Source organism: Rurimicrobium arvi (assembly GCF_039540495.1).
GTDB classification, from domain to species: Bacteria; Bacteroidota; Bacteroidia; order Chitinophagales; family Chitinophagaceae; genus Rurimicrobium; species Rurimicrobium arvi.
On sequence record NZ_BAABEZ010000001.1, the window covers coordinates 228,114 to 254,653 of the forward strand.

The window sequence follows — 26,540 nt, forward strand, 5'->3', positions numbered from 1 at the left end:
ACTAAATCTGATTTACATGTCTGTAAAGCCTGAGCAATCAACCTATCCCGTGAATAGACTGATAATTGTGGGTAATGGTTTTGATTTGGCTCATAATTTGAAAACCAGGTATTCGGATTTCCTGGATTACTTTTGGAGGACATTTTGCGATACACTTGACCATCCGTTTATTTCTTTAAATATTCCGGAGGAATGTAAAATGCGGATGCAGTGTTATTCTTCACTTGAAGATATTTGCAAAGAATTTGCTCTTCGGCTCAATACTCAATTCTACGATAGTGGCGGAGGTCAAATTAATTTTAAAGGAACATCCTTCTCTATTACTTTTTTAAACTATTTTTTTCTGACACTTTGTCGTGAACAGGCACTTGAGAATTGGGTGGATTTTGAAATTGCATATTATCGGAAGTTAAAGGCTTTAGCTAGAGATGCTAAATCACCAGAGAAAAATATAGCAACCCGAATAAGAATTTTAAATCGCGATGTCGAGGCAATCTTGTTTGAGTTTAGCGAGTATCTCAGAAGGATTATTCCGGAAGGTAACATTGCTAACAACATATCAGCTATGTGTAAACTTTTTGATAACCCTTATTTAGATGAGTCTCAAGAAGGCAATTTCCTCAGGGAATTTTCAGCAAAAAATTTGCGTAAGCACAATATCAGGCGAGAAGAATCTTTACATAATATGCCTTGCCAGGCGTTCAGAGATACCTTAATTCTCAATTTTAATTATACACCTACGGTTAAGACTTATTTACATCGTTCTGACTATGCAAATGTTGTACATATTCATGGAGATATCTATGATTCAAACAACACGCCGATATTAGGCTTTGGGGACGAAAACGATGACGATTATAAGCTGCTCGAAAATTTAAACAATAACGACTTTTTAAAGTTGATCAAATCAGTTCATTATCCTCGTTCAGCAAACTATAAAAAGTTATTTGATTTCATCGATTCCGATGCATTCCAGGTACAACTTATGGGACACTCTTGCGCTTTATCAGACAGAACATTGCTGCAGTCGATTTTTGAGCACGACAACTGTGCTTCCGTAAAAATATTTTATCACAAAAAACAACGTCCTCTTCCAAATGAGGATGCAGACGATTTTAGTTTTCTGGTCAGAAATATAAGCAGACATTTTTCTGATAAAAAAATGATGAGAGATAAACTCGTTAATAAGGAATACTGTTCAATACTGCCGCAAAATAATAGTTGGGGATGATTGCCCAGTAGGTTGGCCGTGAAGTGGACCAAATATCTTAACTCCAACTTTACTATTGCCGGATGCCCGCGGCCTGGAACACAGTTTGCTTTATTCATAACTCAACCGTCTTAGTCCGGAACATACGGCGCTCAGCTTCGAAGTGTACCGGGGGAGTGCGGAACATAGCCCGCTTAGTTCGGAGCTAAACCCTGTTTAGGTCGGAAGTACCCCCCGGGGGTACAGAGCCGGGTCAGCTCAGTTCCGCACTCCGTCAGCCTGGTTCGGAACTAAACCCAATTGAGTTCGGAAGTCCCCGGGGTGGGGTCTGCAACTCGGCCGTCTTAGTTCGGAAGTCCCCCGGTGGAGTTCAGCGCTCAGTCAGCTCAGTTCAGCACTCAGCCGACTTAGTTCCGGAGTAGGAGGGGGACTTCCGAAGTGGGGGTATAGGGTAGTGTAAAAGAATACGCTATGCTTTGCGTGTTGGCCAGGAGTGAATGCTTTACCCGAAAACAGCACGCCACCAGGTGAAAAATTTATCTGATAGTGCCGGATTTGCTGCCTATTTGCGCCAATCTTGCAAATATCGCAATAAAAATAGGAGCGTATAAAGTCATATCATACATTTGAGCTTCCTTGGTAGTGTTTAACTACCCATACACCGCATATATATAATTGGGATTTGTAAAGAAAAAGCCTGAGAGATTTTTTTTCCAGTATTTTTCAATTTTGTAAATATTTTATATCTGCCTGAATGGTCTAATAATGAACTACCCTAAATATGATTTAAATGTATCTAGCGAATCAGATTTGTATGAATTTTACAGTGAAGGGAATAATGGAGTAATAAGGAAACTGATTGCATTCTCTGCTACTCAATATTCAGAATTATATAATTTAGCCTTTGGTGACGCAACAGATAGCGATGACGTTGATGATACAGTTGAGTCAAAAAATGGAGACAGGGATAAAGTATTAGCAACTGTAGCCGCATCGGTTTATGAATATACATCAAACTATCCCAATAGAAATATATTCTTCGGAGGAAGTACACCGTCCAGAACTAGGCTATACAAAATGGTGATAACGAAAAATTATGATGAAATAGTTTCAGACTTCGATATATTTGTATTGTATAATGATGGCATTGAAGGAAGTTTGCTTAAACGAGAGCATTTTAATGTAAAAGCTGAGTATAAGAATTGTGTAGGATTTATAGTTCAAAGAAAACTTCAAAACATTTAAAAAATGAAAAACGCTATAAAAAAGCCAAAAGGTGCTGGGGAAAAGTTCGGAATTAAAATAACAGTAGATAAGAAACTTGATCCCGTTTCAAAAAAGCCATTATTTGCAAGCAAGCTTGATAGGGTTAATGCTATAATCGCTTCTTTACAACACGCACATTAAGGTTAACGATTGTAATAACAATTAAATAGAGGGCATAGGCCCTCTATTTCTTTTGCATTAATCTATCATTTGTAAATGAACAGACGGCCTTCCTCAATGGGAGGCCGTTTTAATTGGTATTGTTCTATCGGCGGCTGGAGCGATTCGCTTTGTGGTGAGAAGTGCCTGCCCTTATGCGTCCTTGCGAGACGCGCACATCCGGGAGCGCAGGAGCGTCGAAGCAATCTCCTTTTGCGTCTGCAATTTGCGGATCAATCATTCCGGTTACAGTAACCCATTTATATCGAAAGAAGTAGGAAATAGCGTTCCCCCTGTGCAAATACCACGCGCTGGAAATCCGCTTATTGCGTATTGTGCAATAGAAAAATAGCTGATAGTCAGTATGTTATGTGGTATTCTGGCACGATCCTTGCATAGTAGAGTGCTAAACTATAATCAAATGGCTCTTGTAAACTCCAACCGTGTAAACGCGGTAATCGACGAAGGAAATCTCATTACTATCAAGTCGCTCTTTCAGCAGATAGCTGCTTTGATGCCCATGCTTGTAGGGCTTACTGCGGACGAGCGGCAGCGGCTGCCAAAGATCAATGTATCCAACAAAGCATTTACCGAAGACGCTTTCCGGATTTTGCGCAACAACGCCTCTTTCTTCCCGGGTTTTCTCAATCCCACTTTCATGAGCTACGATCTTACCCTGTTTCAGCAGTTGGACGAACTGGCTACCATCAGTCGGCAGCTCACCGAACGTATTACGGATACCATGACGCTTGCCGGTAACGAAGCTTATGTAAGTGCTCTGAGCGTGTACCGCCTTTCAGAAGCGGCCGCACTGGCAGGAATGCCGGGTGCCGACGAAGCCCGCCGCCAGCTGAGCATGCGTTTTTCCGGCCAGGGCAGCAGCGCGGAAGACAACAGCATTAACGAGGACGCGACCAGTAATCCGGTTAAATAATTTGTGAATTGAAACTACACAGGAATGGGGGGCTCAGCCCTCCATTCTTTTTTTGCAACAGATGATAGCCTCAGGGGCAAATCTGGTACACATCCACCTTAAAAACCAAATTCAGAATTTCTTCCAAATTCATACGGAACTTTAGCGCATGAAAGTGCTCATCATCGAAGACGAGCCGGAACTCTCACAGAGTATCGGCACTTATCTGTCTGCACAGGGATATGTCTGCGATTTTGCCGGGTCTTATAACGCAGGACTTGAAAAAGTGGAGCTGTTCCGGTACGATTGTATCCTCCTGGATATGATGCTGCCCGGCGGAAGCGGTATGAAACTGCTTGATGAGATCAGGAGCGAGCAACGCAACGACGGCGTGATCATCATTTCTGCGCGCGATGCACTCGACGATAAAATACAGGGTTTGCACTCCGGTGCAGACGATTATCTTACCAAGCCATTCCATCTTCCGGAGCTCGCGGCGAGGGTGTATTCGGTGATACGCCGCAAGCAGTTTGCCAACAACAATATTATCCGGATCAATGAACTGCGGATAGACCTGCCTGCCAGATCTGTACAGGTGCATGGGCAGGTGGTGGCGCTGACGAAAAAGGAATTTGACCTGCTGCTGTATTTTATCGGCAACCGCAACCGGGTGATCTCTAAAAGTGCACTTGCAGAACATCTTTCGGGCGACATAGCCGATATGCTCGACGATCACGATTTCGTGTACGCACACATCAAGAATATGAAACGTAAGCTAATCGATGCCGGCTACGAAAATTACCTGAAAACCGTTTATGGAACAGGCTACAAATGGGAAATGCCTGGCTGATATGAAACGATTACTTGCCAAAACAACAAAGCCGTTGGTGATCTGGGTGTTGCTCTCGCTGCTGGTGAGCATCCCGGTGTACTACTATGTTGTGGATACCGTATGGCTTTCTGAGCTGGACGAACACAATGAGATAATTGCCGACAAAACGGTGCACTCCCTCAACAGGATGCATTTGTCTGCGGCGGAGCTGGACTCAGGGGTTGCATTGTGGAACAGGATACAGCCCGGAACCAATATTGAGAAGTTGCCAGCCGCTTTGCCTGTGTCCGATTCGGTATATACCCTCGAACAATTACGCAGTTATGCACCTCAGCAAAAACCGGACAGGTTCCGGTGCCTGCGCAAACGGGTGGAGATAAAGGGTGCTTCATACCTCATCACTGTATCCACCAATGTAGAGGAAACACGGGAGACAATAGCCGCCATAGCCCTCACCACTGCTTTTTTCTTTTTGCTCATTGTGAGCGGTATACTGTTGCTCACGCGCCGGCTATCGCGCCGGGTATGGCAACCCTTCCATCATACGCTGGACCAGTTGCGCGCGTTTCATCTCGGAAAGGAAACCGCAATACAGTTTGCTCCTACAGACATTGCTGAGTTTGACGAACTGAACCGAAGTGTACAGGAGCTTGTCTCTCATTCGCTTTCGGTATACCGTGCCCAGAAGGAATTTACGGAAAATGCCGCCCACGAGCTGCAAACACCGCTGGCCGTGCTGAAAAACAAGGTGGATATGCTGTTGCAGGATAAAGACCTTACACAAAGCCAGTATGCTATTGCGGAAGATATGAATCGTGCGCTCGCTCGGAGCAGCCGCATCAACAGGAATCTGTTGCTGCTCGCCAGAATAGAAAATGGTCAGTTCTCGGATATGTCTGTTATACACCTCAACGGAATGGTGTATGAGCAGACAGCTATGTTGCAGGATCACCTGCGCTCACATCAGCTGGAGCTCACCTGCAATATGAGCGCAGAGGGGTATATAAGAGCGAGCCGCCACCTGATGGAGCTCCTGCTCAATAATCTGCTTGTGAATGCACTGCGCTATACTCCGGCGGGCGGTAGTATCGTGATCACCCTTACCGGCAATAGCCTTGATATCGCCAATACCGGTATGCATGCATTGGAGAGCGAAGGGTTGTTCCGCCGGTTCTCCAGTCAGCACGCAGATAATAGCGGCAATGGTCTGGGTCTGGCTATCGTAAAGGAAATAGCCCACTTCCATCACCGCGATGTACGCTACAGTTATGCCGACGGCATGCACCACTTCACGCTGCTCCTGTAGCAGGTTCAGAATTTCTGCCAAATTACCTGTCACCTTTGTCTCCGGGTTTCTTTCCATAAAGCGACGAAGACATGAACAAGCATAATGGCACCGGCATAAACAGTCTGCTACAGGCCGGCAAGCGCATAATCACTGCTGTGCTGACACTATCAGGCACATCTGCACTGGCTCAGGTGCAGGAAGTTACTATTTCAGGAACGGTGAAGAACAGTTCGGATAAGACCATTCTCGCTTATGCATATGTAGTGCTGAAGCGGGCTGCCGATACGGTGTTTGTAAGCGGTACCACCACAGATGAGAGCGGACGCTTTACCCTGTCTGGTATCAAACCGGGGAACTACAGGATTGAATATACCTATCCGGGATTTACACCGCTGCACCAGCCGCTTTTCGTCGGAAGTCTCTCTCCGGTGCTGGAGCTTTCTGCCGCAGGTTTGCAGGAAAGTGGCGCAGTATTGCGCGAGGTACAGGTGAGCGGAACAAAGGTGCCTGTAAGCAATGCGATGGATAAAAAGACGTACAGCGTTGCTGACAATATCAGTCAGGCAGGGGCTTCCGTATTGCAAAGCATGCAGAACCTCCCGGGAATTACGGTGCAGGACGGTAAAGTACAACTGCGCGGAAGCGACAAAGTGGCGGTGCTGATAGACGGCAGACAAACTGCGCTCACCGGATTCGGCACGCAGTATGGACTGGATAATATCCCCGCGTCGGCAATAGATAAGATCGAGATCATCAATAGCCCTTCGGCCAAATACGACGCTAACGGGAATGCGGGGATCATCAATATCATCATGAAGAAAAGCGACGAAGCAGGACTGAACGGTAAAGTTGGTTTTACGACCGGGGCCGGTGCTCTTTGGGTAAAGAAGCAAAACCTGCCCACCATCCGCCCTCAGTACACGATTACACCTAAGATCAATCCTTCGCTGTCGCTGAACTACAGACACAAAAAGGTAAATGTATTCCTGCAGGCAGATAACCTGTATACCCAAACGCTGAACAAGAACGAATTTGTGACCCGTACCTACGACGATGGCACCGTCATTCATTCTCAGCTGAAACGCAACCGGAACACCAACTTCCTGAATACAAAAGCAGGTGTGGACTGGAATATCAATGACTTCAACACACTTACCGTGTCGGGACTTTATGGAAGCGAAAAGATAACGGATCACGGAGACGAACCTTTTTTCAACCGAGATATGTCTCAGCGCATCAGGCTCTGGCAGTTCCTGGAAGATGAGCTGAAAACAACCGTGATGGGAACTGCTTCTTTGCAACACCGGTTCCGGCAGCCCGGGCATTTGCTGCATGTGGGCTTTAATTACACCTTTCACCGCGAAGACGAAAAATATTACTACGACAACTATCTCACTGGCTCCTCGGGTACGGATGCCTTCCGCCTGCTCTCCGACGAACGCGTGTACGACTTCAGTGCGGATTATGTACGGCCGCTTCAATACGGGCGGTTCGAGGCGGGAGTCAAGCTGCGCGACCGGAACATTCCCACGGATATGCACTTTATACCCGGTCAGAATTCCGTGCTGGACAGCAATGCCGGCGGATGGGCGACCTACCGTGAACTCATCCCGGCTGTATATGGCAATTACGTGATAGAACGACCGGAGTGGGAAGCGGAGCTGGGTATGCGTGTCGAATATGTGCGCATTCAATACGATGTGAATCCGGGACATAATACGTACAAAAGCGACGGGTACAATTACACGCAGCCTTTCCCCAACCTTCGGCTGGCTTATAAAACGGGTGATAACGGCAGACTTTCCTTTAGCTATAACAGGAGGGTAGACAGGCCTGCGGAAGTGGATATCCGCATCTTCCCGAAATATGATGATGCCGAAATCATCAAAGTAGGAAATCCAGGCCTGCGTCCGCAGTTTACCAATTCACTGGAGCTCGGCTATAAGCATACCTGGAACGGGGGGTATATATACGGAGCTGCGTACCATCGTTTTGCCGACGGTACGATCACGCGCATATCGGCTATTGTACCGGGAAGCACGCTCGTATACGCTGTTTTTCAGAATGCGGGCAAAAGCTACAATACAGGTGCAGAACTGGTATGGGATCAGAAAATTTCCAAATCCTATTCGGTAAGCGTAAACGGAAATGTATACCGCAACCAGATCAATGCTTTTTCGGTAGTAAACGAGTATCCCCAACCGACGCCGTTTTCGGCATCTATGCAGACTATGTTCTCCGGTAACCTGAAGCTGAACAATAAGTTCCATCTGGCACACGGTGTGGACGCGCAGCTTACAGCTGTTTACCTCGCACCGGATATTGTTCCGCAGGCACGCACGGGGGCGAGATTTACATTGGATGCAGGCGTCAAAAAGAAAATACAGAAGGGCCGCGGCGAATTATTTATCAATGCCACGGATCTGCTCAATACCATGGTGATCAGGAAACAGGTTACCGGGGTAGGCTTCCGCTACACCAGCGATGACTATTATGAGACGCAGGTGATCCGTATCGGGTATAACTATAAATTCTGATTGGAGTGCCGTGCTAAGCCACTGCGGGGAGGCTTTCCCATATCGGTAAAAAAAGTACAGTACGCGGTACTTAGTTCCGTGAAAAAACGGGATATTACAATCAGATCGCTTACCGCTCAACCACGTTATTCCGTGCAATCATTTCCGCAACAACAGAAGCTCTACGGGCTGGATCACCTGCGTGCAGCAGCTATATGCTATGTGTTCCTGTTTCATTATTTTATCCTCAGTGGTGGCGAACCGGCCTGGCTTCCGGGCTTCGCAGCATTTGGATGGTCTGGTGTCGATCTGTTTTTTGTGCTGAGCGGCTACCTCATTGCTTCCGGATTGTTCCGTCAGATTGCAGACACGGGCCACTTCAGTGTAAGGGATTTTTTCATCAGGCGCGTGTTCCGCATCATCCCTGCTTATCTTGCCACGCTCGCGTTGTATTTCTGTGTCCCGCTTTTCCGTGAAAAAGAACAATTACCCCCGCTCTGGAAATTTCTCACATTCACACAAAACTTCGGTCTCGATCTTCGTCATTACGGTACGTTTTCACATGCGTGGTCGCTGTGCGTGGAAGAACATTTTTACCTGCTGCTTCCGCCCGTATTGCTGTTGCTGCTGCGCCTTCACCGTTTCAAAAGGGCCTATTGGCTTCCTTTGCTGCTGCTGTTTTGCGGGATCGCTCTGCGGCATTACAGCTATCAGTCCTGCTACCTTCCCTATGCCGCGCAGGAAGATGCAGGCGTGCAGTGGTACCGCTATGTATATTACCCCAGTTACAACCGGCTGGATGGTTTGCTCGCAGGCGTATCTGTAGCAGCCGTCTGGCATTTTGTACCCGCAGTACGCGAACGACTGTGCCGCTATGGCAACCTGATGTTTGTGCTGGGTATTGCAGTGCTGGTAACAGCGGCACATGTGTGCGTCGACCCTTTGAGCTATACGGCTTCCGTATGGGGGTTCCCGCTGGTGGCGCTGGGCTATGGCTGTGTGCTGCTGAGCGCTTTATCTCCATCGTCTTTCTTATACCGTTGCCGCGCACGCTTCACTGCTTTTATTGCGGCAATATCGTACAGCATATATCTTACCCATAAAGGCATCATACACATTACGCATCAGTTTCCCGGTGCAGAGGACTTAAACCCCGGATTGCTGTTGCTGATCAGTGCAGCTGTGTCTATAGCCGCAGCATGCGTGTTGCACGTATTGGTAGAGCGACCATTTATGCGTTTGCGCGGGCGTATGCTGCAACGCTGATTGCTTATGTTCAGATAGTGCTGCTGTTCCCTTTATAGCCGCGGAACACGCATCCATCTGCTGTATGGCACTATTGCACTTTCACCAGTATGCCGTTACCGTTGAGGTTGTGGATCATCACCCTTCCCGGTAATAAAGCCTGCTCATTTACCAGTTTCGTTATTCCGCGGGTGATACCGAACGCATAATCGTTAAAGACGATCACACCGCCCGTGGCAAGTCTCGGCCATACCCAGTTCACAACGTCAAGCGCCGACTGATAGGTGTCCACATCAATATGGCAGATTGAGAAATGCTCACCTTCAATTGCGCTGCCGGTATCTTCCGGGAATATGCCTTTCAGCAAAGTGATGCGATCCACAGAAAAGCTTTGGATCAGGCCAGCCACAAACTGTACGGAAGTATCGGCGTGCTCGCCTCCCTCGTAAAAATTATCGGCGCGGCTTTGTTTTACCACACCGCTGAAGGTGTCGCAGGCCCATATGCGTTTTTTGGATTGCAGCATCTGCAGCTTTTTGCCCATCAGTATACTGGTGGAGCCACGCCATACGCCCACTTCGAGGATATCGCCGGGAATGGATTCCATGCGTCCCACAAGTGACCAGAGTTCCCAAGCCTGGTAACGGTTCACGAGGGAATGAGGTCTCACTTTCCGGTACAGATCTCTGAATGTATCGTCGGTAATCCACGGAGCATAGGTGGCGGCGGGTACCAGTATGTGATAGGGTTTCTTCAGGATGGACGCCCAGGTGTAGAAAGGTGTGCCCATCAGCCGCGCCACACTGAAGCTGAGCGTGCTTACGATTCGTTGTATTTTCATGAAAAGTTTTTTAGAACCTGTTAAAGATGCGAAGGATGATAGGCGGGATGAACAACCGCAGACGATCACGGAATTTGCTTACATCTTTACGCACCCCGCTTCGTCCCACAAAGAGCGTGTTGTGTTTGGAACCGTTCTGAGAAAGTTCTTCGTCCGGTCGGCCATTCGTGTAGTAGTATATAGCCATCGAACGGCGGTTACGATCCTCAGGACAGGTGAGGGGATCGGGGTGACCATGATACGAATCACTGGTGGTGGAGAAGATCACTACACGGTTAAATACCGGCAGCACACGGCTTGTGCAGTGTTTCATTTCTTTGTCCCAGAATTCGAAGTGCCCCCCGTATCCTTCCTGCCAGTCTTTGTTTAAAAATACCAGCAGGTTCACCCGTCTGTCCAACCCCGTATCGTTATGCTTATTGAAGTCTGCATGAATTTTCAGATAGCCTCCCGGCTTCGTTGCATGAAATCCTCCGCCGGCAAAGTGCGGATCGGGTATCAGCGTTTCTTTTATGCCGGTAAGCTCCTGAAGAAAATCCAGCATTTCTTCGGCATTCAGAAAGCGTGCCAGTCTTTTGGAGCATTCCCCGAACAGCGACTCTCCCTTTGTAATCGCTTTCTTCTCGTTTGTGTTGGAAAAGCTCCGTACTTCTTTTGCCTTATCCATATCCGGGAACTCCTGAAGTACGCGCTCCAGAAAATCCGGATCAAAGAAATTGTCGATGACCACGTGCCTGACCGGATCGGCCGACTGGTACGTTTTTCCCAGTGTTTTTCCGAGCGTTTTCAGGTCCATATCCCGGCTGAGAATGGGAAGATCTTTTTGCGAACACAGTAATGGATTGCACATAATTTTTCATGGTTTTTGATTCGGTCAGGTATGGGTGTAACACGTCCGCTTTCAGCGGATTCAGCCGGCTATGAGATAGTCTGCTGCTTTTTTCTCAACAGTAAATTGTAGTGTATTAAGATTGACGATGCGCGCGGACGATCTGTTAGTAACCGTGTTTTATTTTTTTAAAATTGATGGGTCATTCAGCAGCTTTATGCCGCTTGTGTGTTAGCTGTTCCTGCTTCTGAAAAACATGCTGCAGATGTGTTTTACGGGCAAATGGGAATTATATAAACTGCCGCAGCGCATCGGAGAAAAAGCCATAAACCGTTTTGAGGTCTCTTTGTACTGTAATTAATTTTTAATTCTAAACCGATAATTTTATGAGACAACCATCAGGAAATGGCCGTGGTTCTTCGAACAGCAGCCGTAACTACAGCTCTAACCGCGGAGGAAGCAATTCAAATCAGGGACGTCGCTACAACGACAATGACGACAATTATGATCGCGACGAAGATTACGATCAGGACGACTACGATGATCAGGACGATTATGAAGATGATGACTATGATCAATACGACGAATACGATGAGTATGACGATGAAGACTATGACGATGATGATTACGATGACGAAGATTATGACGACGAAGACGAAGATGATGAAGACTATGATGACGAAGATTACGATGACGAGGATTACGATGATGAAGACTATGACGATGAAGATTACGACGACAACCGTGGCGGTCGCTCCGGACGTGGTCAGGGTAATGGCGGCGGACGCGGATTTGCCGGCATGGACCGTGATGAGGTTCGTCGCATAGCTGCTAAAGGCGGTCGCGCATCACATGGCGGCGGTCGTGGCGGTTCTTCTTCCTCCTCTTCTTCACGTGGCGGACGCGGCGGATCTTCTTCCGGTGGTTCTTCACGCGGTGAATCATCCCGTGGTGGTGGATCATCCCGCGGCGGTAGTTCTTCCTCTTCCGGCCGTGGCGGTCAACGCAACAGCGGAGGCCGTGGTTTTGCGAGCATGGATCGTGAAGAAGTACGTCGCATAGCTGCTAAAGGTGGTCGTGCATCACATGGCGGCGGACGTGGTAATTCTTCCTCTTCTTCAGGCAGTCGATCTCAGGGTTCTTCCTCTTCACGCGGTGGCAACTCCGGAGGTTCTTCACGTGGCAACAGCTCACGCGGTGGTAACAGCTCATCCGGACGTGGTTCCTCTTCATCACGCGGAGGTATGATGTCTTCAGGTCGCAACGGAGGTAGTTCTTCAGGTCGTGGCGGAAGCAGCTCATCACGCGGCGGTAACTCGGGCGGCAGTTCATCACGCGGTGGTAACTCCGGCGGAAGCTCTTCACGCGGTGGCAACTCCGGCGGCAGTTCTTCCCGCAGCAACAGCTCACGCGGTGGTAACAGTTCTTCCGGTCGTGGCGGAAACAATTCGTCTTCCTCACGTGGCGGTAGCTCCTCTGGTCGTGGCGGAAACAGTTCCGGCCGCGGTGGAAATTCGTCCTCTTCTTCTTCAAGAAACGGAGGCACCAGCAAAAGAGGATTTGCATCTATGAGCAAAGCAGAACGCACGCGTATTGCACGCATGGGCGGACTCGCTTCTCACGGAGGCGGCAGACGCTAATTGCAATGAAACAAGAACGGCAGTGAAATAAGTAGCTGCCGTTTTTCTTTAACCTGAATCAAAAAAGTCAAATTATGAAATCAGCAACAACAGCGGCTAAATCAAAAGCTGCGCAAAATAGCAAAGCAGGCCCGGGCAAGCGCAATACCACTGGTAAATCCGCCCGCGCTACTGCAACGGCTGTGATGGAACAGGCGGGTGGAGCAGAAAATACTCCGTTCGAGAAACTGTTCGAAGATATTCTGAAAGACACTTACTGGGCAGAACAGCACATCGTGGAGTCTTTGCCCGCAATGATCGAAGCGGCTACCACAGAATCACTCAAAGAAGCACTTGAAGATCATCTTCATGTAACGAAAAAACAAGTGAAGCGACTGGAGAAAGTGTTTAAATCCATAGGCAAAGAAGCCGAAGCGGTGAAATGCCCGGTGATGGAAGCATTGGTAAAAGAAGGCAAAAAATGCATCGAAGAGACGCCGGAAGGATCCATGACGCGTGACGCCGGTATTATCATCTCCGCTCAGAAAATAGAACATTATGAGATCGCGGCATACGGAAGCCTGGTACAGGTAGCATTGACGCTCGGTCATGATGAAGCTGCACAGCTGCTGGATGAAACCTTGCAGGAAGAAGAAGATACCGACCAACAATTGACGGATATAGCGGAAACCGATGTAAACCCGATGGCTGACGGCGAGACTGATGAAGATGCCGGAATGGAGGATGACGCTGAAGAAGATGAAGACGAATCTGACGAAAATTAATTGCAATCATTCAAAAACAGTATTTATGAAAAAGATAATGTTCATCGCTGCATCGGTTATTTGTTTGTCCGGCACTTGTATGGCGGCGGCAGAAATGAAAGACGGCACAGCAACAGTCGTTACCGACAGCAGCTCCAAAGGAGACCGCGAATTTGTGATGAAAGCTTCTATGGGTGGTATGATGGAAGTGGACATGGGGCGCCTTGGCGTAAGCAATGGCTCTTCACAGGCGGTGCGCGACTTCGGTCAGCGCATGATCGATGACCACTCCAAAGCCAATCAGGAGCTGGAGGCGCTCGCGCACAGTAAAGGCATTACGCCCGATGCTATGTCTGGTAAAGACTCACAAAAAGATATGGATAAGCTCCGTGATAAGAAGGGAGCCGACTTCGATAAAGCATATATGCATATGATGGTCGAAGACCATAAAAAGGATATCGACTTGTTTCAGAAAGAAGCCGATAAAGGCGACGATCCTGAACTGAGAAGCTGGGCAAATGCAAAACTTCCCACTTTACGCGACCACCTGCGTATGGCTCAGGATATCGAGAATGGCTTAAAGAAATAACTGCTTAACGAATTGCCCGCAAGCAGTTCCTGGTTTTTGTGTTCTATAGGTTGAGTCCGGAATGGATCCGGGTTTTTCCCGGAACCATTCCTTTTCTCTGCTGCCGCAAATCATATAAAACTGCCCATCGCAGGCTATAAGCGTACACATAAGGCTACTACCGAACTTCGAACTTGAAATTATTGAACCACATTTAAACCGAAATATTATGGAACAGCAAAAAGCATATACCGAAGGCTCTGCCACCAAGATGATCGAAAGACAAACATCCAAAATTCCATCAACCGTATTCCTGGCTGCAGCCGTAGCTGCTATGGGCGTTTCGGCAGTGTTGAAAGCGTGCCGTCACAATCATACAGCTTTGTTTGTAGGTCAGTGGGCCGCACCATTCCTGTTGCTGGGTATCTACAATAAAATTGTAAAGACCGAAGGCCACAGTATGAATGAGAAGCCAAAGAGCTAGACTGTGCCGCACACCCTGTTGTACGTACAAAACGGTGTGCATTGTGTAAGTCTGGAAACGGGGAAAGCAGTAAAAGCTCGCCCCGTTTTTTTTATGCATGCAGTTCAACGAGCATTAAAATTATTTGGTGGTGTAAATTATCCATCGTAATATTGCGATGAAAAGAAACAATGGGAGCGACGAAATCAGCACTGTTTACCCGGGAGCAAAATGAACTGGCAGCGATGGCTAAAGCAATTGCTCATCCTGCACGTATTGCTATCCTGCAATACCTGGTGCGCAAAAATGCCTGTGTGTGCGGAGATCTGGTAGATGAACTGGGACTTGCCCAGGCAACTACGTCCCAGCATCTGAAGGAACTGAAACTCGCGGGTATTATACAAGGCAGCATAGAAGGTGTGAATGTTTGCTATTGTATCAACCCGGAAGTGTGGAACCGTTACCGCGATTTTTTTTCAGGCTTCTTCAAAAAGGTAGACCTGAAAGACGGTAAGTGCTGCTGATATTTTTTTGCTGCTATTAATCGCAATATTGCAATAAAACAATTAAAATTAAACATGCTATGCCAACCGAACAGGAATTAAAGGAGATCGTAAAACAGAAATACAGCGAGATCGCCTTACAGGACAAAGCGAGCAATGAGGCGTCCTGCTGTGGCGCCACCTGCTGCAGTACAGAAGTGTACCAGATCATGAGCGATGATTACGCGGCGCTGAACGGTTATGAACCGGATGCAGACCTGGGACTGGGTTGCGGGTTACCCACACAGTTTGCCCGTATTAAGAAAGGCGATACGGTGATAGACCTCGGAAGCGGTGCCGGCAATGATTGCTTTGTGGCGCGTGCGGAAACAGGCGAAGACGGTCGTGTGATCGGAATTGACTTCACACCTGCTATGATTGAGAAAGCGAGGGCTAATGCGGCGAAGCTGGGTTTTGCAAATGTAGAGTTCCGGCAGGGTGATATAGAGCATATGCCCGTTACGGCAAATATGGCCGACGTGATCGTGAGTAATTGTGTGTTGAATCTTGTGCCGAACAAAGCAGCCGTGATCCGCGAGATCTACCGTGTGCTGAAGCCCGGAGGTCATTTTTCTATTTCTGATGTGGTGCTGAAAGGCGATTTGCCGGACGGTCTCCGTACCGACTCCGAAATGTATGCGGGATGCGTGGCTGGTGCTGTTCAGAAAGATGCTTACCTGGGAATGATCCTTGACACCGGATTTTCGTCTGTTACGATTCAGAAGGAAAAGGCTATTGTGATTCCTGATGATATTCTCAGCCGGTACCTGGATCCCGCTGCAACGGAGGCATTCAAATCCGGGGACACCGGAATTTTCAGTATTACCGTGTATGCGGAAAAGCCGCTTGAGGCAAAGGCCGCCTGTTGCGGACCCGATTGTTGCTCCTGATAAATAAAGACTGTACATGACTGCAAACAATTGCGCTCCTGCGCACGAAAGAAAAAAGCTCAGCTTTCTGGACCGATACCTTACGTTGTGGATATTCCTTGCAATGGCGCTCGGCATTTTTATCGGTTATGTGATACCAGCCGTTCCCGCGCAGATACAATCGCTTTCGAGCGGCACTACTAATATTCCGCTCGCGGCCGGGCTGATACTGATGATGTATCCGCCGCTGGCCCGCGTGAATTACTCCGGAATAGGATCTGTTTTCCGGAATACACGTGTGCTTGGTGTCTCTTTGCTGCTCAACTGGGTGGTCGGGCCCATACTGATGTTTGCGCTTGCTGTTTTGTTCCTGCACGATTATTCGGATTACATGACCGGGCTTATACTTATCGGGCTCGCGCGCTGCATTGCTATGGTGATCGTATGGAATGAACTCGCCGGGGGCAACAGGGAGTATGCAGCCGGACTGGTAGCACTGAACAGTATTTTCCAGGTGCTGTTGTACAGCTTCTATGCCTATTTGTTTATAACGGTGCTGCCACCCGTACTTGGCCTACAGGGTTTCTCCGTCTCCATATCCATGATGCAGATCGCAGAGAGTGTGGCCGTTTACCTGGGCGTTCCGTTTGTGGCGGGTTTTCTGAGCCGGTTGATATTGGTGCGCATCCGTGGAGAAGAATGGTACCGCACCCGGTTTATACCGCGTATTGCACCGGTAACACTCGTTGCATTGCTGCTGACGATCGTACTTATGTTCAGCCTCAAAGGCAGTCTGATTGTGCAATTGCCGCTTGACGTATTACGTATTGCTGTGCCGCTGCTGGTTTATTTTGTAATCATGTTCCTCGTCAGCTTTGTCGCAGGTAAGTGGCTCGGGGCTGATTACTCGCGGAATGCGTCTATCGCATTCACGGCAGCCGGCAATAATTTTGAGCTCGCGATAGCAGTGGCGATCGGTGTATTCGGTATCAACAGCGGGCAGGCATTTGCAGGCGTGATAGGTCCGCTTGTAGAAGTACCTGCGCTTATTGCACTCGTAAATGTTGCTTTCCGTTTACGCAAACGTTTTTATCCGAACGATTCAAATAGTTACCCTGTATGAAAATAGCGCTGTTCAGTGATATACACGCCAACCTTCCGGCTCTGGAAGCTATGTTCCGCGATATGGAACAGCAGGCGCCTGATGCGGTGTATTGCCTCGGCGATCTTGTCGGATACAATGTCTGGCCCAATGAGGTGGTGCAGGAAATACGCCGCCGCGGCATTCCGGTTATTGCCGGGAATTACGACTCCGGCGTAGGACGCAACAGCGATGATTGCGGCTGCGCTTATAAATCAGAAGAGGAGAAGATCAACGGGAGCAAATCCATTGCATACACAAACGCTGTGATCGGAGAGGCCGAACGCGCTTATCTGCGGATGCTTCCCGCGCATATCAGGATCGGGTTCCAACTCAATGAAAAGCCACTGCAGATACTACTGGCGCATGGAAGTCCGCGCAGGATCAACGAATATCTGTTTGAAGACCGCGATGAAAAAAGCCTGTTGCGCATTCTGCGTGATGCGGGCACAGATGTGCTGTGCGTAGGGCATACCCATAAACCTTATCATCGTGTGATCGAAGACGGAGAAGGGAGCGGGAAATTCCTGCACGTGATCAATGTAGGGTCTGTCGGAAAGCCAAAGGACGGAGATCCGCGCGGATGTTACGCGATCCTTCATCTGACCGGCGAACCGGATACACACGATGGCAGAAGTATCGTCGTCAGGTTTTGCCGTTTTGAGTACGATGTAGAACGCGCTGCCTCAGGAATAGAGGAAAGTGTGCTACCCGCTACGTTTGCGCAGATGCTGCGTACAGGTATTTAGCGATAGCTTCGGTATAGATTAATGCAAGAGCCCGGCAGGAATACCGGGCTCTTTTTGTTTTTGGTGTGGTGATGAATGGCTCTGCTTTCAGACTGAGGTATATCGGCAGGTGTGTTTTAATGGTATAGGCCTTAGCCATGAATAATGCATAAACTGTACGGCCTGAACAGGGATAAAGGGTGCAGGGGCTTAATTAGCCGATATACTTCAATTGAAGTCAGATCAGCTTTTCAGCGATGTTTTAGCAGACCCGATCGTGATGCCCGCTCCGATGGTCCAGCTCCAGTCGCGCACGCGCAAGGTATTGCTGTGATACACTGCGGTAATACCTTTATTACACTGTGCGTAAATGCTGTATTTATTTTCAAGATTGATGCCGGCGCCTGCTATCCATGTGAGATTATACCTGCGGAGTCTCCCGTCGTTGTATTCGTTGTAAGGAGGGGAAAAACGCACAGGATCTATCGCTCCGGCTTTGATATCGCTCCGTATGAGCACATTGTTTCCCAATCCTGCTTCCAGATAGAGGGAAGAGGTGTGACCGAAATGCAACAGGTGTTTCTGAAACGTGAGGTCGAGACTGATATAGTCCAGCGTATTTTTGATGCGCACGTCGTCTACCTTAGGGATCTGACTGGTCCCATTTGCAGCCATCGGATAAAACGGATCGGATATCTGCGCGGGTTGTACTGCACCTTTCCGGAAGTAGCTGAGGCGTGCCCTGTAGGTGAAGAAATCCAGCACCTTGTTCCGGAATAAATGATTCGCTGTAGCAAAGACGCCGGCGTGCCAGCCTGTATAGCCATTCAGCTGTGTGGTACCATCCTGCGGATGCTGCGGATCGAAAAACAGCTGTGTGGACCGGTTCAGTCCGCCGTCGATACCAAAAGTGCAGGATTGTGCGTGTGCACCGTGTAGCACGACGAGCATGCATGCAGCAGTGAGCTGCACCGTTTGTTTTCTCATGGTGTGGATGTTTGGGGAAATAAACGAAGTCCGGAAAGTATTATTGTATTTCCCACTGCAGTTATCATGTCTGATTTTTATTGTGCAGTTCCAGGAAAAATAAAAGGCGTTCCTCGGAGAGAAGAACGCCCTGGCTTGCGCCGGTGTTTGTTTAAAGGTAGAGCGTGCGGGCATATGCCGCCGGGCTGTTTTTATGCTGCCTGCCGGACGCCCGGAAACGGCAGCCCCGATTGCGATACTGCAGGCGACAGTATTTTTCTGATAACGATTACTTAGAGATAGTTCCTTTAAAGCTGCCTTGTTCTGCGAAGCTTTCTTTACCTGCACTGTTGAATCCTACAGCATAGAAAGTACCTTCCACGTTGGAACCGTCCACTTTTGTGATACGGATCTCTCCGCCGCCGTGCATCGTATTTCCATCGTTGTCGGTCGAGTACGTTTGTGTAAGGTCACCCGGTTTTGTGTAATCTTTCATAATCTCGATACCACCGTTGTCATAGTCAGATCCTATCTGGTACACACCGGTGTCCTTTACAGCATGCAGCAGTACGATCGTGATGGATTCGCTTCCGCCGTCGCGAATGGCGGAGATCATAAAAGTGCTTACGCCTGCTGCCGACTGCTGTGTGAATCCCGCTTTTGTTGAAGAGAATTTTCCGGAGCGTCCGCCGTCAAAGCCATAATTTTCGGCGGTGAGGGTTCCGAGTGTTCCGCCGGCCGGGGGAGGCGTAGTGGTTTTGGTTTCTTTTTTGCAGGAGCTCATCAGGGTGCCGAGCAACACTGCGCTTACTAATGCTGTACGCTTCATGTCGTTTGTTTAAATAAGTGGATGTAAACGGAAGTAACAATTACTTCCGTTTGCAAAATTTGCATTTGGAGCGTAAACAGACAATGGGGATGGATACTCAAATTTATAGGTATAAATACCTATTGGGCATCGTAAAAGCCGTTCCTGATGGCATATTTGACCAGTCCGACGGTACTCGTACAGCCTGTTTTTTCAAGCAGATGTGCTCTGTGGTTGTCCACTGTTTTTTTACTGATAGATAGTTGGCGGGCAATATCTTCGCTGGTTTGTTCCTGGACGATGAGCAGCAGGATTTCGCGTTCGCGGGCCGAGAGCACCGCTGTTCCGGCTTCTTTGCGCTGTTCTTTTTTGTATTGGCTGTACAGGACCGGTAATATTTCGCGGGAGAAATAGGTACCGCCGTTCGTGATACGGTGCAACGCCTGCAGCAATTCTTCTTTCCCTGCCTGTTTCAGGATATAGCCGTCCGCTTCTGCTGCAATGGCTTCTTTTACCATCAGCTGACTGCTGTACATGGAAAGCATCAGTACGGGCAGATGCGAATAGCGCGATTTTACATTCCGGCACAGTTCCGTACCGTTCATCAATGGCATGTCGATGTCGGTGATCAGCAATTGAAACCTCGACGGGTCGGCTGAGATAAGCTGCAGGGCCTCCGCACCATTCGAAGCAGTGGCAGAGATATGGTAGTTCTTTTCTCCCTGAAGCATGCTGTCAATGCCGTCGATGATCAGCTGGTGATCGTCGGCGATGATGATATTGGTTGCGGTTTCTGACAGGTTACTCATGCGGTATATGGATGTTTACCAGGGTGCCGGCCGGGCCGGATTGCAGGGTGAAATTACCGTTTAACAGTGAGACTCTCGCGCGGATATTTTTCCATCCGATGCCAGAGGTATGCTGCAAAGATGCGATATCAAATCCTTTACCGTTGTCGCTGATGATAACGGTTGTTTCGTCCGCTGTTTCAGTAATGCTCAATTTCAGTTCGCTTGCCGCAGCATGACGGATCATATTGCCCGTTACCTCCTGTATGATCCGGTACAACGACAATGCTGCATGTTTGTGCCCGTCCATCTTCAGTTGACCGTGGCTGTATGAAAATACCACGGAAAGCTGCCCGGCTTCTTCCAGCTGGGAACACAGCTCCTGTACCGCTTTGATCAGACCGAAGCTGAGTTCTTCCGGGATCAGGTTGTGCGATATGCTACGTACCTCAGATATGGTTTTGTCCAGAAGCAATAAGGACGTACGGTAATGTTCCTTACCGGAAGGTATTGCAGACAACTGCATCTTCACAGCCGAAAGAAGTTGCCCGATGCTGTCGTGCAGATCTCTCGCAATACGGATGCGCTCTTTCTGCTCCCCTTCAAAAAGAGCGCTTGTCGCGCGTTTCTGTTCTGCGGCGATTGCGTCCTGTAATTGCGTTTCCTTGCGTCTGCGCAGCCATCGGTAGTAGAGATAGGCTGTTGCTCCAAGTGCGAAGAGGCTTAATGACATCAACCCTATCACGAGATTTTTCCGGTTCACTTCAAGCTTCCGATTGCTCAGTTCCAGATCCCTGATCATTGCTTCCTGCTTCAGTCGTCGCAATTGCTCCTGTTGCAGCGTATTTGTTTGTTCCTGTATCTGCAGATACTCCGTCTGGTTGGCCAGCTGGAGACTGTCATTCAAAAGCATCAGTTGCTGATCGCGTATCAGGTATTCTTTCGTATCGATTTCAAGGTCCTGGTTCCTGATCTTCAATAGTTGTATCAGATTGTCTTTTGTGAGGGCATCAATACGGTTTTGTTTCTTCTGGGTTTCGTATTTCGCTTCGGCATCGGAGAGCGCACTGGTAAGCCGTCCGGAGAAAAAGGAGTCTACTGCTGCTGCATACTTCCCCACGTAATATTCTGTGGAATCTGTCTGATCCAGGTAGTCGTAGATAGTAATGAGTTTCCGGTAGTTCTTTTTCAGCATTTCGAAGTCGCGCGTCCGCCCGGAGATGTCCATAGCTTTCATTTCGTACGGAATGGCTTCCCGGTAACGCTTTTGGAGAATCAGCAAACGTGCGATGTTGTCATAGACCACACCCGCGTTCTGAAAGCGGCCGTATTGCAGGTTGATTTCGTTCGATTGGTTGTAATAGAAGATTGCGCTGTCGAAGTTTTTTTCGTCTTTTGCTTCAGCGAAGTACACGCCGATATTAGACAGCGCATGCGCCATCCGTACAGTGTCTTTCAGCAATTGAAAGATCCGGAAGGCATCTTTGTTCAGTTGCAATACCTCTTTCGGAGCGTGACCCTGGTTGGGGTGCGTAAGGTTGGCCGATTTGGTCAGCAACAGCAACGCAAGATGCAGGGAATCACCGCAGGCTCCGGCATGTTCGATTCCCCGTTCGCAGTACACGGAAGACCGCTCGTATTGCTTGAGCATATTATACGTGCCCGCGAGTATCCATTCGGTTTCGCAAAGCTGGCGCAGGTCCTGTCGCTGTTCGAAAATCGGCAGCACTTTCATGCTGTAATAAATTCCGGAATCCGGTTTGCCCGCTCTGGAGCAGGCCAGCGCTTTTTCGCGGAACAATGCGGCACTGTCCGTAACAGTAGCGGCATGCTGCGCCCGCGCAGATACACTAATAATAAACAATACAAAAAGCAGCAGGTAATTGCGGAACATGAACGGTTATGGCAGATAAGGTTTGCGGAGATTCCGCCAATGTAATAAAAATCGCGCATGGTGTATGTGTTTTTTATTCATGTTTTGCCGGAACAACACAAGATCTGTTATTAATCGCGAGGGAATGACGGCAACAGATCGTCTTAAGCAAACAAATCATCCAGCCTTTATGAGGAAATTCTCTTTTTTGCTCTCCCTCGCTTTTCTGCAAACGGGCCTGTCCCATTTTGTACATGCCCAGTACAATCCTATGAGTATACCGGACACACTTTCCGGTAAGGTATTCAACCTGAATATCAGAGATACTTTTCAACAGATCGTCGCCGGAAACCAGACCATAACCGGCGGAATCAACGGTAGTTTCTGGGGCCCGACGCTTATATTCCGGAAGGGAGACTCTGTGCATATGAATGTACATAACTTCCTGAATGACTCCACAACCCTCCATTGGCATGGCATGCACCTACCGGCTGTGATGGATGGCGGCCCGCACCAGGTATTGCCTCCGGGTGCTTTATGGCAACCTTACTGGAAGGTAACCAACAATGCCGGTACCTATTGGTATCATCCGCACCTGCACGAGATGACGGAAGCCCAGATCATCAAAGGTATAGGCGGACTTATCATCGTACGCGATGCCATTGAAGATGCGCTTGCGTTGCCGCGCAGGTATGGGGTGGACGATATTCCGCTGGTGCTCACCGACAGGAAGTTTGATGCATTGAATCAATTCCAGATCGCACCTTACGGCGACACAATGATGGTGAACGGAACCGTACGACCGGAATATACAATACCGGCGCAGGTGGTGCGTCTGCGCATACTGGATGGCGCAACGGAACGCTCTTACAATATCGGCTTCAGCGATAACCGTACTTTTTACGTTATCACAAGCGACGACGGACTGTTGGACAAACCGGTACCGCTTACCCGCTACCTGCTCTCCCCCGGTGAGCGCATTGAGCTGCTGGTAAACTGTAACGGACAAAGCGGCACTTCAGTTAATCTCGTAGCGTACAATGCTGCATTAACGCCTCAGATAGCAGGCGGGGAAAGCTTTCCGACCGGATTATTTGCCAATGCGCTCGGGCATAAAGATTTCAACATGCTTCATCTGAATATCGGGCCTGTAAGCAGTCCTGCCGTCACCGCTATCCCTGCTGCATTGACCGTTAATACTTTCCCCGCAGCATCTGCCGCAGCTGTTACCCGTACCATCAATATCACGGACAGCGCAGGAGCTCCGGGTGCGGGGCCGCTGGCTTTTCTGCTGAACCATAAGTTGTTCGATATAAATTACATCAACTACACGGTTCCGCTCAATAATACGGAGATATGGGAACTTGCCAGCACATCCACTTTTGCCCATCCGTTCCATATCCACGATGTGGCATTTAATATCCTGAGCATTAACGGCGCTGCACCACCCGCCGAGCAGGCAGGCTGGAAGGATGTGGTCCTGGTAAAGGCAAATCAGACGGTTCGCTTTATTGCCAGATTTGAAGACTATGCAGATGCCATTCATCCGTTTATGTACCACTGTCATATCGCTTTGCATGAAGATGGAGGTATGATGGGGCAATTCGTGGTGAATAACACCAGCAGCATTGACCCTGCATCTTTACCGGCAAAGGGATATACGTTGTATCCGAATCCCGCCGGCGACCATATTTACCTGAAGGCGCAGGACGGCAGCAGCCAGGTTTATTATATCAGTGTGATCGATATGGCCGGCCGTACGCTTATGATGTTGCCGCGACCGGAACTTTCGGCGGGGATAGATATTAGCTGCCTCCCGCCGGGAACATATATCATGCAGATCACCGACGAAAAGACCAAGGCTAAAACAAACGCTACTTTTTTCAAAAACTGATGATGAAACGTTACTGCACCGCGATATTATCGTTGCTTTTGATGGCATCTTTCCGTACAGAGCCAAAGCGTATCGTGATGCTGGGTAAGGAGGCTCCTGCTTTTTCGCTGACAGCCACAGACGGGCGTATCGTGCAGTTGCATGATTTTGATTCCGCGAAAGGACTGATTGTGGTGTTTACCTGCAATCACTGTCCTTTTGCGCGTTTATACACAGACCGTTTCAATGCGCTTGCAGATCGCTATACACCTTTAAAGGTGCCGTTGATCGCGATCAATCCGATGGACTCTTTATTGTACGAAACGGAGACGCTCGAGGGCATGCGTGTTTTTGCAGCATCAATGCAGTATCATTTTTCCTACCTGCAGGATCGCACGCAGCAGGTGGCGGCGGCTTTTCATGCCACACATACACCACAGGTGTTTGTATTATGGCGGGAGAACAGCAAATGGATTATCCGGTATCAGGGTGCTATCGATAATAACGGCCAGCACCCGGAACTAGCCGCTCCTTTTGTCGCACAGGCCGTAGATGCCTTATTGAGGGGCGATACCATTGCACAACCGGAGCGACTGTCGCTGGGCTGTGAGATCAATTACCGTAAGTGACGGGTAATCGCAATACCCGGACATTCACCTCTTTCTGCAGTTACACGATCGTTGCTGTGGGAAAACGCATTATTGAAATGCCAACCCACTCAACAGGATCAGGCGAGGGATTTAAATAAAAGGTCCTGCAGGAAATCATATGCAAAGTCGGTACGTTTTCTTCCCTGTGCATTGTCCGTCAGGCGCGGCAGGTTTACACTGAAGAATTGCTGATGATGCGCGGCTTCGATGAGTGTTGTGCTCAGGGAACGGGGAAATTTGTATTTGGGATTAAAATCGCTGATACATTCGCCGATACGCGCGCAAAGGTCTTTATAGGGTTTGAATACTTCGTTTTTATTGATCTCCGCCACTTCTTTTGTGAGGTAAGCCTTACTGCTTTCCGCAATCACAATCTCATTCAGGTATTTCTTATTGTAGTCGAATTGCCCAGCACTTTCCGGCAGCTCGTGCGTGAGCAGGGCCACGATCGCTTTCAGTTTTTCTTTTTTGCTGGAAATAGTCTGCAGTTTCATTTCCAACAGGTATTCCATATAGCTCCAGTACCAATTCAGAATGTACAGAAGCAGGCGGTGTTTATTTTCGAAGTAGCGGTATACGGTCGCCTCAGTGCTCTTAAGTTCGAGCGCAAGTTTCTTAAAAGTGAATTGCTCAAATCCTAAAGTGTAAATCAGGTCGATAGCTGTTTTCACGATCTGACGTCCCAGCTCCGTGCTTTCCGGATCTCTTAAGTATATTTTGTTGTTGACTTTGAAACTGAGCTGATATTCCATATCTGCGGCCTTTGTACAAAGATAAACTGTAATTCCTACTTGTAATAGCGTTTGCTTTGTTAATAATTGTTTTGTTATTCTTAACAATAGTATTACTATTATTTCTTCTTCGTCCCTTACTTTTGTCCGAAACGATCGGGGATAATATGTTATTGAATACGCACATTCCGGCCAGGTATATTTTCAAAAAGGTTAGGGTAGAAGTGATGTATGTATTGATCATCGGTCTGCTCACCAACCTTGCCACGCATCTGTTCCGGAAATATATCCCGGAAATGCCCATCGCGATACCTGCATTTATCGGAACAGCGATTTCCGTGCTTTTATCTTTTAAGCTGAATCAGTCGTACGATCGATGGTGGGAAGCACGCAAGATATGGGGCAGTATTGTGAATGAAAGCCGGAGCTTCGTATTGCAGCTTCAGTCTTTTATAAAAGATGATGAAGCGTCGGTGCGGCAATTGACCCTGCGCCAGATCGCCTGGAATTATGCCCTCGGCAATTCATTACGCGGTCTGGACCCCATGCCGGGTCTCGAACGCTACCTCGATGAAAACGATATGAATCATCTGCGTAGTCAGTCAAATAAGCCTCTGGCCATTCTGCAACTGAATACGCTGCACCTGCTCCGGCTTCGGAGCGAGGGCCGGCTGGAGTTGTTTGCGCATGTACAGATCAACAATACGATGGTCAATTTTTCCAATGCGATGGGTATGTGCGAACGGATCAAAGCGACTGTGTTCCCGACGACCTACCGGCATTTCCTTCATTGGGTGATTTATCTGTTCTGTGTTACACTGGCTATTTCGCTGAACGGTATCGACACTTATTTCGAACTGCCGCTGCTGGTTGCAATATCCGGAGCCTTCTTTCTGCTGGAAAAATCCGCTACGCACCTGCAGGATCCCTTCAGTAATCTCCCAACCGATACAGCGGTGACAACCATTGCAACCAATATAGAGATCAACCTGAGACAATTGATCGGCGATAACGATATTCCGAATCCGTATCCGCCCGAGTCGTTTTACGCACTTTGA

The 26,540-nt window shown here is 48.5% G+C and carries 26 protein-coding genes; 19 read left to right on the plus strand and 7 right to left on the minus strand.

Going from position 1 to position 26,540, the window contains the following annotated elements:
* Window positions 1-16 precede the first annotated feature (16 nt).
* The 8 genes from ABD846_RS00980 (at window position 17) to ABD846_RS01015 (ending at window position 9,450) form a co-directional block, all read left to right on the plus strand.
* Entirely contained in the window at window positions 17-1,231 is a 1,215-nt protein-coding gene (locus ABD846_RS00980; RefSeq protein ID WP_344821757.1) for an AbiH family protein, read from the plus strand.
* A gap of 744 nt (window positions 1,232-1,975) precedes the next feature.
* Window positions 1,976-2,455: a DUF6934 family protein gene (locus ABD846_RS00985; protein ID WP_344821759.1), complete on the plus strand. Its 480-nt coding sequence runs from the start codon at window positions 1,976-1,978 to the stop codon at window positions 2,453-2,455.
* A gap of 3 nt (window positions 2,456-2,458) precedes the next feature.
* A complete protein-coding gene (locus tag ABD846_RS00990; protein WP_344821761.1) occupies window positions 2,459-2,617 on the plus strand; it encodes a hypothetical protein in 159 nt (52 codons plus the stop codon).
* Between the two features lie 439 nt (window positions 2,618-3,056).
* Entirely contained in the window at window positions 3,057-3,569 is a 513-nt protein-coding gene (locus tag ABD846_RS00995; RefSeq protein ID WP_344821763.1) for a hypothetical protein, read from the plus strand.
* 148 nt (window positions 3,570-3,717) lie between these two features.
* Entirely contained in the window at window positions 3,718-4,398 is a 681-nt protein-coding gene (locus ABD846_RS01000) for a response regulator transcription factor (protein WP_344821765.1), read from the plus strand.
* A gap of 1 nt (window position 4,399) precedes the next feature.
* Complete coding sequence (locus ABD846_RS01005) at window positions 4,400-5,686, plus strand: sensor histidine kinase (protein WP_344821767.1); 1,287 nt, start codon at window positions 4,400-4,402, stop codon at window positions 5,684-5,686.
* A gap of 71 nt (window positions 5,687-5,757) precedes the next feature.
* Window positions 5,758-8,205, plus strand: a complete 2,448-nt coding sequence (locus tag ABD846_RS01010; RefSeq protein ID WP_344821769.1) for a TonB-dependent receptor domain-containing protein — start codon at window positions 5,758-5,760, stop codon at window positions 8,203-8,205.
* A 78-nt stretch (window positions 8,206-8,283) separates the two neighbouring features.
* Entirely contained in the window at window positions 8,284-9,450 is a 1,167-nt protein-coding gene (locus ABD846_RS01015) for an acyltransferase family protein (RefSeq protein ID WP_344821771.1), read from the plus strand.
* A gap of 70 nt (window positions 9,451-9,520) precedes the next feature.
* Here the strand turns inward: ABD846_RS01015 and ABD846_RS01020 are convergent, their stop codons facing one another.
* Window positions 9,521-10,270 (minus strand): TylF/MycF/NovP-related O-methyltransferase, encoded by a 750-nt coding sequence (locus ABD846_RS01020; protein ID WP_344821773.1) that lies wholly within the window; start codon window positions 10,268-10,270, stop codon window positions 9,521-9,523.
* A gap of 10 nt (window positions 10,271-10,280) precedes the next feature.
* Entirely contained in the window at window positions 10,281-11,120 is an 840-nt protein-coding gene (locus tag ABD846_RS01025; protein ID WP_344821775.1) for a 2OG-Fe(II) oxygenase, read from the minus strand.
* A 365-nt stretch (window positions 11,121-11,485) separates the two neighbouring features.
* Here ABD846_RS01025 and ABD846_RS01030 point away from each other — a divergent pair, with 365 nt between their 5' ends.
* The 8 genes from ABD846_RS01030 to ABD846_RS01065 all read left to right on the plus strand — a co-directional run bounded on the left by ABD846_RS01030 (window position 11,486) and on the right by ABD846_RS01065 (window position 17,814).
* A complete protein-coding gene (locus ABD846_RS01030) occupies window positions 11,486-12,739 on the plus strand; it encodes a KGG domain-containing protein (protein ID WP_344821778.1) in 1,254 nt (417 codons plus the stop codon).
* A 74-nt stretch (window positions 12,740-12,813) separates the two neighbouring features.
* Window positions 12,814-13,503: a YciE/YciF ferroxidase family protein gene (locus tag ABD846_RS01035; protein WP_344821780.1), complete on the plus strand. Its 690-nt coding sequence runs from the start codon at window positions 12,814-12,816 to the stop codon at window positions 13,501-13,503.
* 25 nt (window positions 13,504-13,528) lie between these two features.
* Window positions 13,529-14,071 (plus strand): DUF4142 domain-containing protein, encoded by a 543-nt coding sequence (locus ABD846_RS01040; RefSeq protein WP_344821782.1) that lies wholly within the window; start codon window positions 13,529-13,531, stop codon window positions 14,069-14,071.
* 208 nt (window positions 14,072-14,279) lie between these two features.
* The gene (locus ABD846_RS01045; protein ID WP_344821784.1) at window positions 14,280-14,534 is read left to right on the plus strand and encodes a hypothetical protein; all 255 of its coding nucleotides are present in this window, start codon (window positions 14,280-14,282) and stop codon (window positions 14,532-14,534) included.
* A gap of 170 nt (window positions 14,535-14,704) precedes the next feature.
* Window positions 14,705-15,037, plus strand: coding sequence for an ArsR/SmtB family transcription factor (locus ABD846_RS01050; RefSeq protein ID WP_344821786.1), 333 nt, complete (start codon window positions 14,705-14,707; stop codon window positions 15,035-15,037).
* A gap of 59 nt (window positions 15,038-15,096) precedes the next feature.
* Complete coding sequence (locus ABD846_RS01055) at window positions 15,097-15,945, plus strand: arsenite methyltransferase (protein ID WP_344821788.1); 849 nt, start codon at window positions 15,097-15,099, stop codon at window positions 15,943-15,945.
* Between the two features lie 16 nt (window positions 15,946-15,961).
* Window positions 15,962-17,047 (plus strand): ACR3 family arsenite efflux transporter, encoded by a 1,086-nt coding sequence (arsB, locus tag ABD846_RS01060; protein ID WP_344821790.1) that lies wholly within the window; start codon window positions 15,962-15,964, stop codon window positions 17,045-17,047.
* Window positions 17,044-17,814, plus strand: a complete 771-nt coding sequence (locus ABD846_RS01065; protein WP_344821792.1) for a metallophosphoesterase family protein — start codon at window positions 17,044-17,046, stop codon at window positions 17,812-17,814. The genes arsB and ABD846_RS01065 overlap by 4 nt, the downstream gene beginning before the upstream one ends.
* A 222-nt stretch (window positions 17,815-18,036) precedes the next feature.
* On the opposite strand, the gene ABD846_RS01070 is transcribed toward ABD846_RS01065, so the two are convergent.
* From ABD846_RS01070 to ABD846_RS01085, 4 genes are all read right to left on the minus strand, one after another.
* Window positions 18,037-18,780, minus strand: coding sequence for a hypothetical protein (locus tag ABD846_RS01070; RefSeq protein WP_344821794.1), 744 nt, complete (start codon window positions 18,778-18,780; stop codon window positions 18,037-18,039).
* Window positions 18,781-19,048: 268 nt separating this feature from the next.
* Entirely contained in the window at window positions 19,049-19,588 is a 540-nt protein-coding gene (locus ABD846_RS01075; protein ID WP_344821796.1) for a hypothetical protein, read from the minus strand.
* A 119-nt stretch (window positions 19,589-19,707) separates the two neighbouring features.
* Entirely contained in the window at window positions 19,708-20,376 is a 669-nt protein-coding gene (locus ABD846_RS01080) for a response regulator (protein WP_344821798.1), read from the minus strand.
* Entirely contained in the window at window positions 20,369-22,249 is a 1,881-nt protein-coding gene (locus tag ABD846_RS01085) for a sensor histidine kinase (protein WP_344821799.1), read from the minus strand. Before ABD846_RS01085 ends, ABD846_RS01080 begins: the two co-directional genes overlap by 8 nt.
* A 169-nt stretch (window positions 22,250-22,418) precedes the next feature.
* On the opposite strand from ABD846_RS01085, the gene ABD846_RS01090 reads away from it, so the two are divergent.
* Window positions 22,419-24,122: a multicopper oxidase domain-containing protein gene (locus ABD846_RS01090; RefSeq protein WP_344821800.1), complete on the plus strand. Its 1,704-nt coding sequence runs from the start codon at window positions 22,419-22,421 to the stop codon at window positions 24,120-24,122.
* A 2-nt stretch (window positions 24,123-24,124) separates the two neighbouring features.
* Window positions 24,125-24,730, plus strand: a complete 606-nt coding sequence (locus tag ABD846_RS01095; RefSeq protein WP_344821801.1) for a thioredoxin family protein — start codon at window positions 24,125-24,127, stop codon at window positions 24,728-24,730.
* A gap of 98 nt (window positions 24,731-24,828) precedes the next feature.
* Here ABD846_RS01095 and ABD846_RS01100 read toward each other — a convergent pair whose 3' ends face one another.
* Complete coding sequence (locus ABD846_RS01100) at window positions 24,829-25,503, minus strand: TetR/AcrR family transcriptional regulator (protein WP_344821802.1); 675 nt, start codon at window positions 25,501-25,503, stop codon at window positions 24,829-24,831.
* A gap of 146 nt (window positions 25,504-25,649) precedes the next feature.
* Between ABD846_RS01100 and ABD846_RS01105 the strand changes: the two genes are divergently transcribed.
* The gene (locus tag ABD846_RS01105) at window positions 25,650-26,540 is read left to right on the plus strand and encodes a bestrophin family protein (protein WP_344821803.1); all 891 of its coding nucleotides are present in this window, start codon (window positions 25,650-25,652) and stop codon (window positions 26,538-26,540) included.

Bases quoted from the DNA above. Each gene is read 5' to 3' on its own strand.
- ABD846_RS00980 (WP_344821757.1), top strand. From the start codon at position 17: ATGTCTGTAAAGCCTGAGCAATCAACCTATCCCGTGAATAGACTGATA.
- ABD846_RS00985 (WP_344821759.1), top strand. From the start codon at position 1,976: ATGAACTACCCTAAATATGATTTAAATGTATCTAGCGAATCAGATTTG.
- ABD846_RS00990 (WP_344821761.1), top strand. From the start codon at position 2,459: ATGAAAAACGCTATAAAAAAGCCAAAAGGTGCTGGGGAAAAGTTCGGA.
- ABD846_RS00995 (WP_344821763.1), top strand. From the start codon at position 3,057: ATGGCTCTTGTAAACTCCAACCGTGTAAACGCGGTAATCGACGAAGGA.
- ABD846_RS01000 (WP_344821765.1), top strand. From the start codon at position 3,718: ATGAAAGTGCTCATCATCGAAGACGAGCCGGAACTCTCACAGAGTATC.
- ABD846_RS01005 (WP_344821767.1), top strand. From the start codon at position 4,400: ATGAAACGATTACTTGCCAAAACAACAAAGCCGTTGGTGATCTGGGTG.
- ABD846_RS01010 (WP_344821769.1), top strand. From the start codon at position 5,758: ATGAACAAGCATAATGGCACCGGCATAAACAGTCTGCTACAGGCCGGC.
- ABD846_RS01020 (WP_344821773.1), bottom strand. From the start codon at position 10,270: ATGAAAATACAACGAATCGTAAGCACGCTCAGCTTCAGTGTGGCGCGG.
- ABD846_RS01025 (WP_344821775.1), bottom strand. From the start codon at position 11,120: ATGTGCAATCCATTACTGTGTTCGCAAAAAGATCTTCCCATTCTCAGC.
- ABD846_RS01030 (WP_344821778.1), top strand. From the start codon at position 11,486: ATGAGACAACCATCAGGAAATGGCCGTGGTTCTTCGAACAGCAGCCGT.
- ABD846_RS01035 (WP_344821780.1), top strand. From the start codon at position 12,814: ATGAAATCAGCAACAACAGCGGCTAAATCAAAAGCTGCGCAAAATAGC.
- ABD846_RS01040 (WP_344821782.1), top strand. From the start codon at position 13,529: ATGAAAAAGATAATGTTCATCGCTGCATCGGTTATTTGTTTGTCCGGC.
- ABD846_RS01045 (WP_344821784.1), top strand. From the start codon at position 14,280: ATGGAACAGCAAAAAGCATATACCGAAGGCTCTGCCACCAAGATGATC.
- ABD846_RS01050 (WP_344821786.1), top strand. From the start codon at position 14,705: ATGGGAGCGACGAAATCAGCACTGTTTACCCGGGAGCAAAATGAACTG.
- ABD846_RS01055 (WP_344821788.1), top strand. From the start codon at position 15,097: ATGCCAACCGAACAGGAATTAAAGGAGATCGTAAAACAGAAATACAGC.
- arsB (WP_344821790.1), top strand. From the start codon at position 15,962: ATGACTGCAAACAATTGCGCTCCTGCGCACGAAAGAAAAAAGCTCAGC.
- ABD846_RS01065 (WP_344821792.1), top strand. From the start codon at position 17,044: ATGAAAATAGCGCTGTTCAGTGATATACACGCCAACCTTCCGGCTCTG.
- ABD846_RS01070 (WP_344821794.1), bottom strand. From the start codon at position 18,780: ATGAGAAAACAAACGGTGCAGCTCACTGCTGCATGCATGCTCGTCGTG.
- ABD846_RS01075 (WP_344821796.1), bottom strand. From the start codon at position 19,588: ATGAAGCGTACAGCATTAGTAAGCGCAGTGTTGCTCGGCACCCTGATG.
- ABD846_RS01080 (WP_344821798.1), bottom strand. From the start codon at position 20,376: ATGAGTAACCTGTCAGAAACCGCAACCAATATCATCATCGCCGACGAT.
- ABD846_RS01085 (WP_344821799.1), bottom strand. From the start codon at position 22,249: ATGTTCCGCAATTACCTGCTGCTTTTTGTATTGTTTATTATTAGTGTA.
- ABD846_RS01090 (WP_344821800.1), top strand. From the start codon at position 22,419: ATGAGGAAATTCTCTTTTTTGCTCTCCCTCGCTTTTCTGCAAACGGGC.
- ABD846_RS01095 (WP_344821801.1), top strand. From the start codon at position 24,125: ATGAAACGTTACTGCACCGCGATATTATCGTTGCTTTTGATGGCATCT.
- ABD846_RS01100 (WP_344821802.1), bottom strand. From the start codon at position 25,503: ATGGAATATCAGCTCAGTTTCAAAGTCAACAACAAAATATACTTAAGA.
- ABD846_RS01105 (WP_344821803.1), top strand. From the start codon at position 25,650: ATGTTATTGAATACGCACATTCCGGCCAGGTATATTTTCAAAAAGGTT.